Source organism: Bradyrhizobium sp. (assembly GCF_004799445.1).
In the GTDB taxonomy this organism is placed as follows: Bacteria; Pseudomonadota; Alphaproteobacteria; order Rhizobiales; family Xanthobacteraceae; genus Bradyrhizobium.
Genome location: NZ_SSNA01000170.1, coordinates 73670 through 90465 on the forward strand (window position 1 = coordinate 73670; position 16796 = coordinate 90465).

Annotated in this window: 18 protein-coding genes; 8 read left to right on the plus strand and 10 right to left on the minus strand. The window is 63.1% G+C overall.

Translation table 11 applies throughout. The annotated features are described in order from the left end of the window. The first annotated feature begins 109 nt into the window (after window positions 1-109). The 3 genes from E8A46_RS22535 (at window position 110) to E8A46_RS22545 (ending at window position 958) form a co-directional block, all read left to right on the plus strand. Window positions 110-313: a hypothetical protein gene (locus E8A46_RS22535; protein WP_291565986.1), complete on the plus strand. Its 204-nt coding sequence runs from the start codon at window positions 110-112 to the stop codon at window positions 311-313. 43 nt (window positions 314-356) lie between these two features. Next, entirely contained in the window at window positions 357-566 is a 210-nt protein-coding gene (locus tag E8A46_RS22540; RefSeq protein WP_291566068.1) for a DUF1488 family protein, read from the plus strand. 146 nt (window positions 567-712) lie between these two features. Further along, window positions 713-958 (plus strand): PRC-barrel domain-containing protein, encoded by a 246-nt coding sequence (locus E8A46_RS22545; RefSeq protein WP_291565988.1) that lies wholly within the window; start codon window positions 713-715, stop codon window positions 956-958. Between the two features lie 68 nt (window positions 959-1026). On the opposite strand, the gene E8A46_RS22550 is transcribed toward E8A46_RS22545, so the two are convergent. After that, the gene (locus tag E8A46_RS22550; protein WP_291565990.1) at window positions 1027-1209 is read right to left on the minus strand and encodes a hypothetical protein; all 183 of its coding nucleotides are present in this window, start codon (window positions 1207-1209) and stop codon (window positions 1027-1029) included. 293 nt (window positions 1210-1502) lie between these two features. Between E8A46_RS22550 and E8A46_RS22555 the strand changes: the two genes are divergently transcribed. Further along, window positions 1503-1739 (plus strand): hypothetical protein, encoded by a 237-nt coding sequence (locus E8A46_RS22555; RefSeq protein WP_291565991.1) that lies wholly within the window; start codon window positions 1503-1505, stop codon window positions 1737-1739. A 69-nt stretch (window positions 1740-1808) separates the two neighbouring features. On the opposite strand, the gene E8A46_RS22560 is transcribed toward E8A46_RS22555, so the two are convergent. The 3 genes from E8A46_RS22560 to E8A46_RS22570 form a co-directional block, all read right to left on the minus strand. Continuing rightward, window positions 1809-5453 carry an AsmA-like C-terminal region-containing protein gene (locus tag E8A46_RS22560; protein ID WP_291565993.1) on the minus strand — a complete coding sequence of 1215 codons (3645 nt, stop codon included), beginning with the start codon at window positions 5451-5453 and terminating at the stop codon, window positions 1809-1811. A 205-nt stretch (window positions 5454-5658) separates the two neighbouring features. Further along, window positions 5659-6891, minus strand: a complete 1233-nt coding sequence (locus tag E8A46_RS22565) for a cytochrome P450 (RefSeq protein ID WP_291565995.1) — start codon at window positions 6889-6891, stop codon at window positions 5659-5661. Window positions 6892-6985: 94 nt separating this feature from the next. Next, on the minus strand, window positions 6986-8272 hold the full coding sequence (locus E8A46_RS22570; RefSeq protein ID WP_291565998.1) for an MFS transporter: 1287 nt from the start codon (window positions 8270-8272) through the stop codon (window positions 6986-6988). A gap of 130 nt (window positions 8273-8402) precedes the next feature. On the opposite strand from E8A46_RS22570, the gene E8A46_RS22575 reads away from it, so the two are divergent. Further along, window positions 8403-8783: a rhodanese-like domain-containing protein gene (locus E8A46_RS22575; protein ID WP_291565999.1), complete on the plus strand. Its 381-nt coding sequence runs from the start codon at window positions 8403-8405 to the stop codon at window positions 8781-8783. Window positions 8784-8808: 25 nt separating this feature from the next. On the opposite strand, the gene E8A46_RS22580 is transcribed toward E8A46_RS22575, so the two are convergent. The 3 genes from E8A46_RS22580 to E8A46_RS22590 all read right to left on the minus strand — a co-directional run bounded on the left by E8A46_RS22580 (window position 8809) and on the right by E8A46_RS22590 (window position 11522). Continuing rightward, window positions 8809-9189: a hypothetical protein gene (locus E8A46_RS22580; RefSeq protein WP_291566001.1), complete on the minus strand. Its 381-nt coding sequence runs from the start codon at window positions 9187-9189 to the stop codon at window positions 8809-8811. A 79-nt stretch (window positions 9190-9268) separates the two neighbouring features. Further along, window positions 9269-9865: a hypothetical protein gene (locus E8A46_RS22585; RefSeq protein ID WP_291566003.1), complete on the minus strand. Its 597-nt coding sequence runs from the start codon at window positions 9863-9865 to the stop codon at window positions 9269-9271. Window positions 9866-10103: 238 nt separating this feature from the next. Next, complete coding sequence (locus E8A46_RS22590) at window positions 10104-11522, minus strand: FAD-linked oxidase C-terminal domain-containing protein (protein WP_291566005.1); 1419 nt, start codon at window positions 11520-11522, stop codon at window positions 10104-10106. 85 nt (window positions 11523-11607) lie between these two features. Between E8A46_RS22590 and E8A46_RS22595 the strand changes: the two genes are divergently transcribed. Beyond that, window positions 11608-12123 carry a thioesterase family protein gene (locus E8A46_RS22595; RefSeq protein ID WP_291566007.1) on the plus strand — a complete coding sequence of 172 codons (516 nt, stop codon included), beginning with the start codon at window positions 11608-11610 and terminating at the stop codon, window positions 12121-12123. Here E8A46_RS22595 and E8A46_RS22600 read toward each other — a convergent pair. Continuing rightward, window positions 12120-13619, minus strand: coding sequence for an amidase (locus E8A46_RS22600; protein ID WP_291566009.1), 1500 nt, complete (start codon window positions 13617-13619; stop codon window positions 12120-12122). The two genes, E8A46_RS22595 and E8A46_RS22600, sit on opposite strands and share 4 nt — an antisense overlap. Window positions 13620-13989: 370 nt before the next feature. Here E8A46_RS22600 and E8A46_RS22605 point away from each other — a divergent pair, with 370 nt between their 5' ends. After that, a complete protein-coding gene (locus E8A46_RS22605) occupies window positions 13990-15186 on the plus strand; it encodes a helix-turn-helix transcriptional regulator (RefSeq protein WP_291566011.1) in 1197 nt (398 codons plus the stop codon). Window positions 15187-15440: 254 nt separating this feature from the next. After that, window positions 15441-15650, plus strand: a complete 210-nt coding sequence (locus E8A46_RS22610; protein WP_291566013.1) for a hypothetical protein — start codon at window positions 15441-15443, stop codon at window positions 15648-15650. Between the two features lie 120 nt (window positions 15651-15770). Here the strand turns inward: E8A46_RS22610 and E8A46_RS22615 are convergent, their stop codons facing one another. Together E8A46_RS22615 and E8A46_RS22620 are read right to left on the minus strand one after the other, a co-directional pair. Then, entirely contained in the window at window positions 15771-16193 is a 423-nt protein-coding gene (locus E8A46_RS22615; protein WP_291566015.1) for a GFA family protein, read from the minus strand. 264 nt (window positions 16194-16457) lie between these two features. After that, on the minus strand, window positions 16458-16631 hold the full coding sequence (locus E8A46_RS22620; protein WP_291566017.1) for a DUF1328 domain-containing protein: 174 nt from the start codon (window positions 16629-16631) through the stop codon (window positions 16458-16460). Window positions 16632-16796 lie beyond the last annotated feature (165 nt).

Below are 16796 nucleotides of genomic sequence, written 5' to 3' on the forward strand. Positions count from 1 at the left end.
AGAGTGAGCGACCGGCTGATACCAGCGCACGACTCGTAAAAGTGAAATGAACACCTAAGTATTGACGCAGGGGATTTACGGGCAGGAACGCGTCAGCGAGGTTGACCTAATGAAGGCATTGTTGAAATTTCGCCGCCACATCGAATGGCGATCGGCTGTACAGATTCAGTCGCTCGGGCACATCCATCGTCAAATGGTGGTTGCGGCCAGGCAGGCGTTGCAACGCCTGTTCAACAATGACCGCTTGCTGATTCCGGTTCCGGTCAGAGTCGTTAACCCGCGACGGTTTGATCGGTCTCGATCTCGTGATTGATTTTCCGAATCACAGTCGCTCGTATGACCAGACCCGGCGCGCCGTGCGATTTTGGGGACACGACAGCGCTATGGAAGCATCATTCTTCATAGGCGAAGACGCGCTGAGACGAATTCAACCGGACGCCTGCCCCGATGAGTCGGGCTTTCTGAGTGCGTTCGACTGCAACCGTGATTTGATATGCGCCGCCGCAGCGAAGGTCTACGTCCGCGGAAGCAGAGGTTCTTACGATCTGGTTGCCGCTCATTTCTAAGGAGATCGGAGGCTGCCCCTCGGAGATCGAGGAATCTGCAGGATTCTTCCGGTCACTCGATGGCCCCGTCCCGGTCACGACTTGCACATCTTTCAAAGGCAACACGGCCCCGTTGACTCGCTCGCCGGACTGACTTCGGGGACACTATGACGGCTGTGAAGCTCCTCGCGTCGACGATCCTCAACGCGCTGGGGGACGTGCAATCTGCACTTGTCGGGAAAGCTGTCGTTCTTACCGATGGAAAAGCCGGAACAGTTTCGAATGTCTGGCTGGACGAACTTCACGGCATGCGAATCTCTATCGATGGACATGACGGAAAGTGGCCGATCTCGACCATTAAATTCGAGCAGGACACCCAAAAGCCGTGGCCGACTGCTCCGGGTCAATGCTGAAGTGACGACGCTAATACAGGGGCGGGTCTATCGGTTCGACTTGCAAAGCCACCGACCCGCCCGCGCCGCTAAATTCCGTTAATGCCCGCGAGCGGCAGCACCCGCTGGAGGATCGACGCCAAGCAGATCAACACCACCAATATCTTGAGAAGGTTTGCCAGGCGGGACTCTCTGACAAACTTGTCAATGGCCCAAAAGCAAATTGCGCCGACGACGCAGATAATCAAAACCCCAATCAAAACTGAAAGCATGGCAACCCCTCTGCTGCTGCGGTGACGACACATCTGCGCGCGATCCCGGACAAAAAAGGAAAGAGCTCGATGCGCGTGCGTGAGCTTCGATTGACGAGACGGCGAGGCGTACAACCGCAGAAAGCCACCCGATCGGAGTACGCCTAGGTTGAGCTAAGTCAAATACACTGTACGCTTTCGGGATCATCATTGACAAGACCTCGAAACCGCCACGCGAGCTGCCGCGCACAACGACAGCGAGAACACGAGTTGATTGCGAAGCGCGCCAGATACCAAACGAAATGAGAGGTCCGATGAAAAAGCCCGTTCTCTCGGTTGAAGAACCCGAACAAAAGAAAGCACCACGCGCCGACCGCCTTCCTGCCGAAGGGTTTGTGTTAATTGTCGATGGCCATTTCAAGTCGGTGTTTGACACCGCGACCGCGGCTGAAGCATCGGGTCGAAAGCTAAAGGCGGCTTATCCAATGCTTCAGATCCAGATCTATGACGCCGCGACCAAGGTCCGCACCTCCTTGGGCCAGGAACCCTGACGATCGCAGCGTCGTCATCGCGGAAAGCCTCGATGTTCTCGGCCGTACCCGGTCGCGGAGTGCCGATCGCTAGGGATTTGCGACCGGCGGCGTCAGCACAAGCGGCGGTTTCGGCTTCGGCGGACGGGCAATGAGGCTGGGCGCGGGGCGCACGTCGATCGGCGGTGGCAATGGCGCGACCTGCTGACTCACGACAGGAGGATTGGTGACTGGCGGCATGACCGGCGGGCGTGGCCCGGCGACTTTCGGCTTCGGCTGAAACCGGCGCGGATCGGAAGGCAGACCGGGCAGAGCCGCGTCGGGCGCGACAACCGGGGGCTCGCCGATCGCCGGCGGAATCGATGCCGGCACTACCGCTGGCGGTGGTTCTCCGCGCTCGATCGAATCCAGCCTGCGGGTCTCGCGATCGATCGCCCTCACCGCCAGCCATGACGACAGCGCCGTGACGTCGACCGTGCGGTCGAGTGCGTCGGGCGAACCCGCGATAAACACCTGAATTTCCGGACGGCCGGTCGCCTGTTCGACCGCCGCCAAAGCAACCGTCACGCGAATATCGACTTGATCCGCCGGAATATCGTATCCACCGGAAACGATCGCGCGGGCGACGTCGCTGTCGAGCGTGGTGGCGCCGACGCGAAGCCGGCCGTCCCTGACAGTGAACGGAATTTGCGCCGACGCGACCAGCAACGCACCACCGGACAACACCGGCTCGACGATCTTGCGCAGCCGGCTGTCGTCGGTCGCCTGGCCAACATCGCTGGCGCGGATCGCGACATCGAAGGCGCGCGGATCGAGGCCGGCGACACCTGCGGATTCCAGCGTTATGGTTCCGCTGCCGGAGAGCGCGCCGGTCAGTGCCGACGCGCTGCGGCCTTGGCTTGCCAGCGTCATCTGCATCGACGCACGACCGGCGGGCATCGCCAGCGCGCGATAGTGCAGAGCGCCGCCATCGACGGCCTTGAACTGCAGGCGCGCATTCAGCGCAAGGCCATTCGCGGTCGGTCTGGCGTCGATACTGGCACTTGCCTCGCCGCCGCCGATGCCCCCCTTGAGGGCGTCGAACGCCAGCGATTGACCGTCACTTTTCACCGTACCGCTGACGGGACGCAACTCGCTGCCGCCCGGAAGCAGACCGCGCAGCGCCTGAAATGCGATCTGGCCGCGCCAGCCCTTCAACAATCCGGCACCGAGCGGCTCGGTCGCGTCGCGCCCCGCGGCACCGATGGCCAGCGCGAAGGCCGGCGCAAGGTCCAGCGCGTCGAGGCCGACCTCGCCCTCGACGTTCCGTTCGCCGTCAAGCGTCAGCGCCACGCGCCCGCGCAGCCGCGAGCCCGCCATCGCGCCGTCCAGATCGTGGAAGGTCAGCTTGCCGGCCAGCAGCGATACCCGCGACGACAGGCTGATGTTTTGCGCGAGCCTGTCGGATGGTTTGAGATCGAACAGCGGCGCGAGATTGACGCTGCGGGCCTTCAACGCGACGCTGCCCTTGGGCTGCGCCGCCCAGGGTTCGACCGTGCCCTGCGCTTCGGCGTCAAGGCCGGCTCCCGACAGGCTGACCTTCAGCCGCAACGGCTCGCCCCAGGCGCCGTTGACCGATCCCTGGAATTGCCCCGGCCCGTTCCCCGCCAGGATCGCGCCATCCAGCCCCAGCAGCACGAGCAGGGAACCGCCCTGCTCCGACGACAGTTTCGATTCGAAGCTGATTTCGCCGCGCCGGAGCTTGTCGAGATCGATCCCGCGCAGCGCCGCGGTCACAGGCTTCGCCGTGATCGAGGCCGAACCCTTGAACTGCGGCGCGTCGAGGTCGAGGGTGGCGTGGGCACTGGCGCGATCGGCATGGTCGGCGTCCTTGTCGACGGCGAGCGTCAGCTTGAGGCGCGCCGGGCCCTGACCGAGCGCCATCGAATTCAGCCGCGAGGCAACCGCCGGCGCGAATGGGGCGATAAATCCGCTGATCTGCCCCAGCGAGGCGGCGCTCGAATTGAGCGCCAGTTTTCCGGTCGCGTTGACCCGGTCGAACGCACCTGCGCCCTCCACCATGACGCCGCTGGCCTCGCCGACCTTCAGTTGATCGAGCGAGACCGTCTTCGGACCGTAGCCGAGCTTCGCCATGAACGGATGCAGTTCCTGGCCGGCCGAAATGGCGTGGCCGATATCCAGCGATATCCGCGCCTGTTCCGGCCACTCCGCCTGCGGACCCGCGAGTGCGCGCGCGAACGCCATCGCGGCATCGAGATCGAGCCGTTCGGCCTTCAACTCGGCATCTAACGCGGCGCCGCCGCCCACAGGATCATGCGAGATCGCAATCCGTCCTTCGACGGCACCGCCGTCGATCTCCGCCTTGATGGCTTCGATCGCCACGCGGTGCGGGGCAACATCGACGTCGCCGCGCAGCCGCATCGGCTTCTGACTGCGATAGGTCAACTCGCTGCGGCCCTGCAACCACATCACCAGCGCATCGGGATCGGATGACTCGACGCTGAGCGCGCCCTTGAAACTGCCGGATGCACCGGGTTGCGCGCGGGTGCCGCTCAGGGATACGCGGGTTGCGCCCGGCGCGCGAAAATCCAGCCGGTCGATGCTCCAGGATTTGGCATCGGTACGCAAATCGGCGGCAAGGCTCTGCAGCGGACGGCCACCCAGCATGATCTGCTCGGCGGCCAGCTCGATTTGCGCCGGAATCGGCGGCTCCGGCGCCGCCGCGATCAGCGCGCGCAAGCTCGGCAACACCCGCATCGGCTCGGAGCCGCCATTGTCCCGGGCGGCAAACTTGTCGGCGTCCAGCTGGCGCGCGGACAGCACGGCGTGAATGAGCGGCGAGGCGCCAAAGCGAAGGTCCCCAAGGCCCACAAATTTCAGCGCCGTGTCCTCGGTGCCATAGCTCGCTTCGATCTGCTCGAGCTTTGCGGCGGCATGATCGGCCTTGACCTTGGCCGAAACCCGCCACGGGGTCGGTGAGGCCCCGGTGCCACCCTTCGACCTGGGTTCAGCGGAGGTGGCCAGCACCACCGCGCCTTCAAAGCGCGGAGCACGGGTCTCGAAGCTCAGCACGCCATCGATATCCGCAGACAGGGCGCGTGCGCCGGGATCGATGTTGAGGTGAACGCGGGTGCCGCTGCCGTCGGCGCTCTGCCCGGATGAGACGCGAAACGGATAGCGGGTGCCCGACAGCACGAAGCTGCCGTCGCCCCGCACCGAACCCGCCAGCGAACGCACGTCGCCGGAAAAGGCAATGTCATTCAGCTCGAGCGTTCCGCGGCTCGAGGCATCATGCAGCGCGATCCGGCCGGTCAGGTTCAGCCGGTCGATCGAAAGCGTCCCCAAATTGAACTTGCCGGTCGCCGTCGGCCAATCGATCCGTCCCAGCGGATCAAGCCCGAGATCGACCGCCATCCCGCCAATGGTCAGTTCGGTGGCCCGCCATTCGCCCCGCATCAGCGAACCCAGGCTGAACTCGACGTCGAGCTTGTCGGCGCGAACCTTGCCGAGATCGTTGGCGCCGCCGACCACCACCGAGCGCAGCCGCAGCGACGGCGACGGCAACAGCCGGGCTTCCAGCGCACCCGCCACCCGCACGGGGGCACCGATCACCTGCGTGGCTTCGGCTTCGAATTGCGGCCGGAACTGATTCCAGTCGATGAAATACGGCCCGATCAGCGCGGCAATCAGCGCAATGATGAAGGCAATCGCCAATCCGAGCAGCGTCGTCTGCACGGTGTCTCCCCTTGAGCACGCTCCGGCTCACTCGGCTTGCGCGGCATGGCGCGTCGCTTGGGCTTTGGCCTTGCACCCCATTACGACGACGATCCGAAAGCGACCCCCGCCGCCGCGCTGAGATCAGTGCCGGAGCAACGCCATATATAGAGATAACTGTGGCGAAGTCACAGCAACGTGCCGTGACTGCGTCATGCCGCCGCCGTCACCAGCTTGCGGGCAGCCTTTTGAGGCCGCGCAGGACAAAGGTCGGCCGCCACTCCGGATTCTCGGCGTCGTCGAGCCGCAGATCCGGCAGGCGGCGCAACAGCGTCGCGATCGCGACCTCGGCCTCGATGCGCGCCAGCTGGGCGCCGAGGCAGAAGTGAATGCCCCCGCCGAACGAGAGCGGACGCACATTGGGACGGGTAATATCGAGGCGATCCGGCCGGTCGGGATAGACCGCAGGATCCCGATTGGCCGAGCCCAGAAGGCAGAGCACGGTTTCGCCTTTCGCGATTTTCCTGCCGCCGAGGTCGTCGATGTCCTCCAGCGTCACCCGACCGCTCATCTGCACCGAGGAGTCGTAACGCAGGAATTCCTCGATCGCGTTGGTGATGAGGCCGGGATTGGCCTTGAGCAGGGCGAGCTGATCCGGATGGCGGTGCAGCGCCAACAGCCCGTTTCCGATCAGATTGACGGTGGTCTCGTGCCCGGCGCCGAACAACAGAATGATGTTGGCGGTCAGTTCCTCGTTGGAGAGCTTGCTGCCATCCTCCTCGGCCTGCACCAGTTGGGTGGTCAGGTCATCGCCGGGGTTCTTCCGCCGCAGCTCGAATAGTTGCTGGAAATACATCTGCGCCATCGCATTGCCTGCATTGGCTTCCGCAATCTCCGCCGTCGACAGCGGCACCGGATCGAGCAGCCGTCCACCGTTGCGCGAACTGGTATAGAAAACCTCGCGATGGTCCTCGGGGATTCCGAGCATGTCGCAGATGATGGTCACCGGCAGGCGGAAGGCAAAATCCTCGATCAGGTCCATATGCCCGCGCTCGGCCAAGCGATCGAGCGTTTCGTCGACGACCTGCTGGATGCGCGGCCGCATGTCCTCGACCCGGCGCGCCGTGAACGCCTTCACCACCAGGCCGCGCAAGCGGGCGTGGTCGGGCGGGTCCTTCTGCAGCATCCAGTGGCTCATGCTGCGAAAGATCGGCTCCTCCATGATTTTCGGTCCGTAGCGCCGCGTCGAGCGCTCGACGAAATCCTTGCCGAACCGCTTGTCGCGCAGCACCAGACTTGCTTCGGCATACCGGCTCGCGAGATACAAGCCATGCGGCGCGAGATGCATGGGATCGGTGCTGCGCAGCCGCGCATAGTGCGGATAGGGATCGCGGATGAACTCCGGGGACAGCGGGTTGAAGAGCGGCTCGGTCGTCGCAGCCTGAACATGCTCGTTCATGGGCACCTCGATGCGGTCTGGAGACGGATTTAGTCCACACGCCGCCGCTCACGGCAAGCCGGTAGATGGTGGTGGTGGGCTCCTGCTGGTAATCCTAGGCCGGTATTCGGTGCAACCGGCCCGCGACCGCACGAACTTTGCCGGGCGACGCCCGCCAGATCGCCAGCGCGGACAAGGCGCTCACTCCGATACCGATTGCAAAGGCTAACGTATAACTCCCGGAAAGGTCGTGCAGAACGCCGGTCACCCAGGGGCCCGCGGCACCTCCGGCGAGTGCCGCTACCATGATGGTACCGAAAATACTGCCGTAGTGCCTGCCCTGAAATATCTCCACCACGACCGCCCCCATGATCGAGGTCAGGCCGTAGCCAAGCGCGCCCTGCGCCACGACCATGACGTAGACCAGCGTCAACGTCGGAAAGTGCGCCAGCGCGATCAGGGCCGCAAAGCAGATCGCAAAGCCGGCGCAGCTCGCGGACCAGATCCATTCGCGGCCCACCCGGTCCGAGATGTGTCCGAGCAGGATCTGGCCGGGAATGCCGAGCAGGCTGACCGCGCCCAAGGCCCAGACCGCAACGCCTGAGCCAAAGCCGATGTCGAGAAGATATTTGGTCTGGTGCACCTGCACCGCGTACCAGATGTACAAGCCGCCGAAATAGCCGGTCGCAAGCCACCAGAACCGCGCGGTCGCGAGCGCGCGCTTCAACGTCCAGTCGATACCGGCCCAATCGGGATCGACGACGTTGGATAAAGGCTTCGCAGCGGACGCCGAGGGTGCGGCGTCGCCATCCGGCCGCAGGCCGATATCCTCCGGGCGTTTGCGCAATAACAGGTTGATCGGCGCCAGCACGGCCAGAACCAGAAAACCCATTGCCGTGCAGGCCGTCCGCCATCCGGTTTGTTCGATCATGTGCTGCACCCACGGCAGCAGCGTGACGGAGCCAACGCCGACGCCGGCGAACGCCAGTCCTATGGCAAGGCCGCGACGGCGATGGAACCAGTTCGGCAAAAACAGCGACTGGCCGGAATAGCCGAGACAGATGCTTCCCGCGCCTACCAGCACGCCGATCGTCAGATAAAGATGCCATGGCTGCGTCGTCAGCGGCGCCAGCAACAGACCGCCTGCCATCAGCGCGACGCCCAGTTCCATCACGGCGCGGGGACCGAGCCGGTCCATCAAGCGGCCGATCAGCGGGCTTACGCCGGCGGAAACCACGAAGCCGAACGAGAAAGCGCCCGCGGTGATGCCGCGCTCCCAGCCGAACTCATCGATGATCGGCGGAAAGAACAGCGAAAACGCGGTGCGGGCGTTGACGCCGATCGCCATGGTGACGAACGTCGCCGCGATGATGATCCAACCGTAAAAGAAGGGAAGCCGCATCAGGGGCCTTTGCTCGTGATCAGGTCTTCGCCCGGAATGGCGGTCCACGACATGGCGCCGAACGGAAAAACTCTATATCGTGGCGGCCGTCAAGCGTTGCCGAAGGTTTCAAGCCGTTGAGGAGTTGCAGATGGCGCTGAGTGTCAAGCAGATGATGGAGGCCGCCAACGCCGCGGTGCCGAAGATCACGCCGGCAGAGGCGCGCGAAATGATCGCGAAGGGCAATACGCTGGTGGTCGACGTGCGCGACGCACCGGAAGTCGAGAGCAGCGGCAAGGTTGCCGGCGCCGTGCATGTCTCGCGCGGCATGCTGGAATTTCGCGCCGATCCCGAATTGCCCACCCACGACAAGAATTTTGCCAAGGACAAGACCGTGATCCTCTATTGCGGATCCGGCGGTCGCGCCGCGCTCGCCGGCAAGCTGCTCAAGGACATGGGCTATGGTCAGGTCTACAATGCCGGCGGCTTCAAGGATTGGGCCGAAAGCGGCGGTCCGATCGAAAAGCCTTAAGTGAACATGGACCCGGACAGGTGACTCACTGCTGCAGGATCGGATGATCCTGCAGCACCTCCTCCCTGATCGAAGCGGCCTGAATCGCGCGAAACAGGATTCGCGCCGTTCTCAGATCGCTGGCCTTCACGCACAGGCTGATGATCTGGCGCACCGCGGAATCGCGCAACAGATCGTCGGCGATCTTCATGGCGATCTCCATCGCGATCTTGGCGGCGCGTTCGTACCGCTCGGCGTGGTATTTGTTGTTATCCGGGCGGCCGGCAAAGCCGGCCACCTTCTCGGCGCTATCGGCTGCGGAACGGCAGATATCGCGGATTCTGTGCGCGGCCTCAATATCTCCGATCGGCCACTGGATATCCTCGTCCCATATCTCCTTGGGCTTCTGTCCTCCGAACCACCTCATCGCCATGCCCCGAATTCCTGAAAGCACAGATGGCCGTGTAGATTTGCGGCCCAGTCAACAATAACCCTTATTCCGCAATCTAGCTGCGCTCTCGGATGGTCGGCGGAGACGGCTTGACCCTGCGTATTGTAATGGGCGAGCCATCGGATTCGAATTTCAATTCGTACTTCCTGCCATTTCTGTCGGTCGCGGTACAGGCGATACTGGAGACCTGGCCCGCCGCGAAGTTTCCAAGCTGCGTGCACATCCCGGCCGATAACTCGACGAACGGCACCGGCAGGCCGTCGACCTTCGGCCGGTTCTTGGAATTCAGCAGCATCCGGTCGACCGTCAGCTCGTACAGATTATCCTGCGACCTGCGGCCATTCTCACCCGAGAACGAGATGATGTGGCTGTGGTCGGCCGGGTCGTCGAGCGCGATGGTGAAATAGGCCCGGCCGTGGATGCCGTGGGCGTATGCGACCGTCCTGCACGAATAATCGCGTCCCGCAACTCTAAGCGTGCTGCACTTCCCCGACATCAGCGCCAACAGATCCGTGTCCGGCTCCTGCGGCGTGAGTTCGTTCGCGACATCCTCGGCATGAAGCGCCTTCGCGTTGGCTGGGCTCCCGCCGTACTCCGGGAGAGGGTTGCCATGGTACGGCTCGGCAATGGACGAAGTGGCAGTGAGAGTCACGGCAGCGACGAAAATTTGCCAGCGGAGGCGCATTATTATGCCCGGTTGATAAGAATCGAAAAAGCGCCGCGTAACAGGTGAATCCTACGTTACCTGAAATCGCCGGCATTGTGCCAGTCTTGGTAGCCGACCTTTTTGGGCTCAAATGAGGCCTGCCCGCTCCCAGGGAAAATTTTGCGGGAGTTCTTGCTGGGTGGCCGCGTCGGAGACCGGGGACAGCGCCTGAGCCGGCGTGTCCCTACCCCGCCGGAATGATCTTTCCGGGGTTGAAGATGTTCTGCGGATCGAGCGCCTGTTTGATCGCCCGCATGGCGTCGATGGCCTCCTGGCCAAGCTCGGTCTTGAGGTATTTCTGCTTGCCCTGCCCGATGCCGTGCTCGCCGGTGCAGGTGCCGCCCATCGATTGCGCCCGCTCGACCAGCCGATGCATAAAGTCCTCGCCGCGCGCCATTTCGTCGGAATCCTCGACGTCACATAGCAGCGAGCAGTGAAAATTGCCGTCGCCGACATGACCGACGATCGGCGACTGCAGATTGAGGCGCTTGAGATCGGCTTCGGTCTCGGTGACGCAATCGGCAAGCCGCGAAATCGGCACGCACACGTCCGTCGCCACCACGCCGGCGCCCGGACGCAGCGCCTTCACCGCCCAATAGGCGTCGTGCCGCGCCTGCCACAATTTGGTGCGATCTTCAGGCCGCGTGGTCCAGGTAAAATCGCCGCCGCCGCATTCCTTGGCGATCTCGGCAAAATTCTTCGACTGCTCGGCGACGTCGTTGTCGCTGCCGTGAAATTCCAATAGCAGCAGCGGGGTCGCCGGCAGCGACAATTTCGAATAAGCGTTGCAGGCGCGCACCTGTTCGGCGTTGAGCAATTCGATGCGCGCCACCGGGATGCCGGTCTGGATCGCCAGAATCGTCGCCTGGCAGGCGCCGCGCACGCTCTCGAACGAACACGCCGCGGCCGCGATAGTTTCAGGAATGCCGCGCAGCTTGATGGTGAGTTCGCTGATGATCCCAAGCGTGCCTTCGGCGCCGACAAACAGATGGGTCAGGTCGTAACCCGCCGAGGATTTCTTCGCCCGCGTGCCGGTGGTGATGATCTCGCCGTCGCCGCGCACCACCTTGAGCGCCAGCACATTGTCGCGCATCGTGCCGTAGCGCACGGCATTGGTGCCAGAGGCGCGCGTCGACGCCATACCGCCCAGCGAGGCGTCGGCCCCGGGATCAATCGGAAAGAACACGCCCTGGTCGCGCAGATGCTCGTTCAGCGCCTTGCGGGTGACGCCGGGCTGGATCACGCAGTCGAGATCCTCGGCGTGGACCTCCAGCACCTTGTTCATGTCGCGAAGATCAATGCAGACGCCGCCGGCCGGCGCATTGACCTGCCCTTCCAGCGAGGTGCCGGTGCCGAACGCGATCACCGGGACGCCGTGCTTGGCACAAATCCGCACCACGTCCTGGATGTCGGAGGTCTCCTGCGCCATGACCACCGCGTCCGGCGGCTGCGATTCCAGCCAGGTCGTGGTATGCGCGTGCTGCTCGCGCACCGCCTTTGAAGTGATCAGCCGGTTGCCGAACCGCGCGGCGAGCGCTTCGATGGTGCTCGCCAGCGCTTTCGGCTCCGGCCGCTGCAATTTGTTGGTTATCATTGTTCCCAAAGCAGAATCCTCCCCGCAAAAATACCGTGGCAAAGGATATATAGGGGGTCAAGGGATCATACCCTCAACAGACGGAATCGACACCATGACGACACGTTCTGCCGGCGACGATCTGCTGCTCCGGCCTGCGCCCTTCCTGTCGTCGGTGATGCAGATCGAGCCGCAATGGATCGACTACAACGGCCATCTCAACATGGCCTATTACAACGTGATGTTCGATCGCGCGATCGACGAATTATGGCTGCAACTGGGGATCGGGCCCGCCTACATGAAGACGCGCCACGGCTCGACCTTTACTGCCGAATGCCATGTGCGCTACCTCCGCGAGATTCAACTCGGCGATCCCGTACAGGTTTCGATCCTGCTTCTGGGGGCGGACGAGAAGCGGCTGCATACCTTCGAGGAATTACGCCACGCCAGCGAAGGCTGGCTGTCGGCAACTTCGGAAAACATGACCATCCATATCGACATGACGGCGCGAAAGACCGCGCCGTTTCCGCCCGACATCCGTGCCCGCATCGAGGCGGTGGCCGACGCTCATGCCGCCGTGCCGCGGCCGGAAGGCATCGGCCGAAGTGTCGGGCTCCCGGTTAAACGCTAGCCCTGCGCCACCCATGCCGGCAGGCGGTCGAACCACGGCTGCGCCGTTTCGAGCTGGCGCGCGAGCTGCAAGAGCCGATCTTCCTCGCCGAAACGCGCGACGAACTGCACCCCTAACGGCAGGCCGTCCGCCGTCCAATGCAACGGCACGCTCATCGCCGGCGTGCCCGTCAGATTGGCGAGCTGCGTGAATGGCACATATTGCAGGCTGTCGCGCGCGATCTTGTCGATCGTGCTGTCGAGCAGGCCAAGACGTGCCAGCAGCCCAAGCAGGCCGACCCGATCGAGCAGATTCAGCACCGCTTGCTCCGCCGCCGTCGGGTCGCCCTGGCCGTGGCGGATCGGCGGATGTGCGAGTGTCGGCGTCAGCAGCAAGTCGTAACGCTGATGAAAGCGCGCCAGCGCCCGCGCAAATTCGTTCCATTTGAGCAATTGCGCCGTCAGGGTCCCGGCCGAGGTCGCACCGCCCAGTGTCGCCAGCACCCGTGTGAGCAGTTCGAAATCCGAAGTGCGAGCGCCGGCCGCGCGTGCCTGCGCCACCATCGCCGGCACCTGTCCGAAATAGACATGCAGGTAAACTTTCGCCAGCGACGCTCCATCGATCTCGGGCTGGGCTTCCTCGACCTCGTGGCCAAGGCTTCCGAGCAATTTTGCCGCCTCGTTCACCGCCGCGACGGCTTCGGGGTGAACTTCCGTTCCGATCGGCGAGGCCGAAGTAAAGCCGATGCGCAGCCGACAGGGATCGCGCCGCATCAGCTCCACGTAGGGCTCGCTCGGCCTGGGAATCACAAAGGGATCGCCGGGCTCGTTGCCCGCCGAGACGTCGAGCGCCGCCGCGGTGTCGCGCACGCTTCTGGAGATCACGCCCTCGCTCGATGCGCCGTACCAATATTCGCCATAGACCGGCCCCGAGGAAATGCGTGCGCGCGAGGGACGCAACCCGAACAGGCCGCAACAGGCGGCGGGAATGCGAATGGAGCCGCCGCCGTCATTGCCTGCCGCCATCGGCACGACGCCCGACGCGACCGCGGCGGCTGCGCCGCCGCTGGAGCCGCCGGGCGTGTGATCGAAATTCCAGGGATTGCAGGCACGGCCGAAGAGTTGCGAATCTGACACGGCCTTGAGCGCAAATTCCGGTAAATTGGTCTTGCCGAAAATCACCAGCCCGGCCTCGAGATAGCGCCGCACTACATGGGAATGTTCGGGGGCGACGGCGCGCTGCATCGACCGGCTGCCATAGGTCGTCGGCAGGCCGGCATAGTCCTGCGCGCAATCCTTGATCAGGAAGGGAACGCCCGCGAGAGGACCGGTAAGCGGCTTCGCCAGTTGAGAGCGGGCTTCGCGCTCCATCGGTCGGCAGATCGCATTTGTCTTCGATTGCGCCCGCTGGCTCTGTTGCAGCGCGAGCTCCAGCAACTCCTCCGCCGTCGTCTCCCGACGCGCGACGCATTCCGCCAGCGCTACGGCGTCGCGCTTCAGATATTCGGTAAAATTCATGGCGTGTCCCCCGTCAGCCGGCGTGCCGCTATCGTAGCGACTTTGCAGGGGTATGCCAGTCATCCGGTACCCCGGCACAACGAGTGGCGACAACCTTGCGCAACCACCATTTGTAGATGGCAAACTCGCGCGCTAGGATTTCGGGCTACCCGCCATTAACCGGACGCGGGTGCGCCCGCGCGCCAGGCATCATCCGTTCGGAGGGGCTTGACGATCTGTTGAACGGATCATCCACCGATCGGAGGATACCGAGGTGGTGGCCGGCCACTATGGCACGGCCGGTGAACGGCGTGGCAACAACCACCCGGTCTCGCGCGCGTCTCAGGGGTAGGCATGTTATCGGTGTGGGAGTCGGCCTTCAGGGATAACCATGGATCAGGCAGAGCAGCTCTCCGAACTCATCAGCGACATCTATGACGCAGCACTGGACTCCTCGCTGTGGGGTGGCGTGATCGGCAAAACCGCGCGTTTCGTCGGCGGGTCCGCCGCGGCGATCTTTTCCAAGAGCCCGACGGCCGGAAACGGCCACGTCTATTACGAGTCCGGCACCGACCCGCACTACCGGCAACTCTATTTCGACAAATATGTAAAACTCGACCCTTCGACGACCAGTCATTACTTCGCCGATATCGGACAACCTATCGCCGTAGCGGACTTCATGCCCTATCGCGAGTTCTTGAAAACCCGATTTTATCGGGAGTGGGCGCGGCCACAAGGCATAGTGGATTTCGTGTCCGCAGTGCTGGATAAGTCGGCGACCAGCGCGGCGATGTTCGGAGTATTCCGCAGCGAACACAACGGCGTTGTCGACGAAGAAACACGCCGGCGCATGCGCCTTATCGTTCCGCATGTCCGCCGGGCGGTACTCGTCGGCAGGCTCATTGAGCTCAAATCCGCGGAGGCCGCGGCGTTCGCCGACACGCTCGACGGCCTCAGCGCGGGGATGTGCCTCGTCGACGCGGCAGGGCGCATCGTCCACGCAAACGTCGCCTGTCACATCATTCTCGACGCCAGCGATTTCCTGATGACGATCGGGGGACGCCTCGCCGCGCGCGATCCGAGGATCGATCAGGCCTTGCGGGAACTGCTGGCCTTTGCGGGCATTGGCGACGCTGCAATCGGAACTCAAGGTATCGCCTTGCCGCTGAAAGCGCAGGACGGCGCGTGCTACGTCGCCCACGTGCTGCCGCTCACGTCGGGCGCCCGGCGCGCCACCGGCATCGCCTACGCTGCGACTGCGGCAGTGTTCATTCGCAGGGTGGCGCTCGAAGCCCTCTCGCCTCCGGAAGTCATCGCCCGGAGTTACAAATTGACCCCGACCGAGTTGCGCGTGCTGCTTGCCATCGTTGAGGTCGGCGGTGTTCCGGAAGTAGCAGTGGCCCTGGGCGTTGCAGAAACCACGATCAAGACGCATCTCGGCCGCTTGTTCGTAAAGACCGGCACGAAGCGCCAGGCCGATCTGGTCAAGGTCGTTGCGGGATTTGCCACTCCGCTGATCGGCCAGCGATCGTCATCGGTCCCAAGTGCGGTTGCCTCCGCCCAAAATCAGCGTCATCACAGCACGTAAGGTATATTCAAGAAATCGTAATCGGCCGTCGTCTGAACGAATGACGAGGGTAAGCCTGCCCGCGTTCTATGTTTTGCAAGGATCAAAACCTGGCAAGGCTGGTTCGATGTTTGCATTTACGAACGAGGTGACGCGGCTGTTCGAGCCGATCGTTCGCGCATGGAGCGGCCTGATCGAGGCGCTCCATGAATCACGGAGGCTAGCGGCGGCCCGTTTTATCGACCAACACCGGCATCTCATCCAGGACGGCCGATGTGTCGGCCATCTTCATCGCACGGACAAGACGGGATCCAGGGCACAACAAGCCGCAATTACGGAGTAATTATTCGATGTCGTGGCGACTTTATTTTCTGTTGGCAGCCTTGATAATCGTCTTTGCATTTTCGCATGTGCTCGCCCTGCAAAAAATAGAAGCAATGCAGAGCAAGAGGCTGGTAACTGCGATCGATCCGCTGGCGGACTAGGACGCGACATACCGGAGCCCCCGCTGCGGGCCGAGCACGAAGGGACGAGCGGACTCGAGCGCGGCGCCGACGACAGTAGTCGCCATCGTCGGACGAGCCGGCCGCTATTCCGCCCAGCCGTTATTCCGCAATGACCTCGCCTGAGCCGCCGAATTCGGCCGGAAAATCTTTCAGCTTTGGCAGGCCGTCCCGCATCGGCAGCACCGTCTCAGCATAGTTGACGTGAACGCCGGGACTGAAGGCAAGTGTCGGAATGGTTGCGGCGAACACGTCCACGAGGCCGAGCGGCGGATGATCGGTCATCAGGTGCCCACCGCATTTCGAGCAATATTGACGCTGGCTGAGTTTGGTCTTCTGGAACGTCGCCACATGTTCAGTTCCTGATGTGACCCGCACAGCATCCGGTTTCCAAAGGCTGAAGGCATTCACGGGTCCGCCGGACCACGAACGACAAGACCTGCAATGACAATAACCCATGGCCTCCGGTGAGCCAATGACCTCCAGTTTGACTGCGCCACAAAAGCAGCTTCCGATGTGAACCATCGCTCTCCCCTTCGAGTTCGTTTATTGCCGGTCCGCAAGTTGATCGCACGCGCACGGCCGCCGTTGCCTAGCAAGCGAATTGGCGCCCTGCGTCCCTCGATCGGAGGACGCGGTGCCCCAATCCCAGCCTCCTTGAGGCCACGGGAATTCCAACAAGAATTATAGCGGAGCTTCGCACTCATTCGCGCGTCACTGGCGGCGCCTGCTGCCGACCACGACAGTCAACCCGGGCTGACTAGCCGCGAAACGCAGGGGTCGACGGGGCTAGCCCCTCGTGCGGCCGCGCGCGAGGCCGACCACGGTCGAAACCAGAAACAGCACGACTGCGATAAAGAAGATGGTCTTGGCGATTTCGATGGATACCCCGGCGATGCCGCCGAAGCCCAGAATACCGGCGATAAGGGCAATGATCAGGAACGTAACGACCCAGCTCAGCATCACAATAACTCCCGCTTTCCCTGTGCAATTTCAACTCAGCGCAACAAGCCTCGTTGCGCTTTGCCTGCAGAGCTAATTCCCGCACTGGAACAAATGTTCCGGCCCCTTCGGCGTCGTGCCCTTTCGAAAAATCCCGTCAATCCAAGGAACAAAATGGCGCTCTCG

Bases quoted from the DNA above. Each gene is read 5' to 3' on its own strand.
- E8A46_RS22535 (WP_291565986.1), top strand. From the start codon at position 110: ATGAAGGCATTGTTGAAATTTCGCCGCCACATCGAATGGCGATCGGCT.
- E8A46_RS22545 (WP_291565988.1), top strand. From the start codon at position 713: ATGACGGCTGTGAAGCTCCTCGCGTCGACGATCCTCAACGCGCTGGGG.
- E8A46_RS22550 (WP_291565990.1), bottom strand. From the start codon at position 1,209: ATGCTTTCAGTTTTGATTGGGGTTTTGATTATCTGCGTCGTCGGCGCA.
- E8A46_RS22555 (WP_291565991.1), top strand. From the start codon at position 1,503: ATGAAAAAGCCCGTTCTCTCGGTTGAAGAACCCGAACAAAAGAAAGCA.
- E8A46_RS22565 (WP_291565995.1), bottom strand. From the start codon at position 6,891: ATGAACGAGCATGTTCAGGCTGCGACGACCGAGCCGCTCTTCAACCCG.
- E8A46_RS22570 (WP_291565998.1), bottom strand. From the start codon at position 8,272: ATGCGGCTTCCCTTCTTTTACGGTTGGATCATCATCGCGGCGACGTTC.
- E8A46_RS22575 (WP_291565999.1), top strand. From the start codon at position 8,403: ATGGCGCTGAGTGTCAAGCAGATGATGGAGGCCGCCAACGCCGCGGTG.
- E8A46_RS22580 (WP_291566001.1), bottom strand. From the start codon at position 9,189: ATGAGGTGGTTCGGAGGACAGAAGCCCAAGGAGATATGGGACGAGGAT.
- E8A46_RS22595 (WP_291566007.1), top strand. From the start codon at position 11,608: ATGACGACACGTTCTGCCGGCGACGATCTGCTGCTCCGGCCTGCGCCC.
- E8A46_RS22600 (WP_291566009.1), bottom strand. From the start codon at position 13,619: ATGAATTTTACCGAATATCTGAAGCGCGACGCCGTAGCGCTGGCGGAA.
- E8A46_RS22605 (WP_291566011.1), top strand. From the start codon at position 13,990: ATGGATCAGGCAGAGCAGCTCTCCGAACTCATCAGCGACATCTATGAC.
- E8A46_RS22615 (WP_291566015.1), bottom strand. From the start codon at position 16,193: ATGGTTCACATCGGAAGCTGCTTTTGTGGCGCAGTCAAACTGGAGGTC.
- E8A46_RS22620 (WP_291566017.1), bottom strand. From the start codon at position 16,631: ATGCTGAGCTGGGTCGTTACGTTCCTGATCATTGCCCTTATCGCCGGT.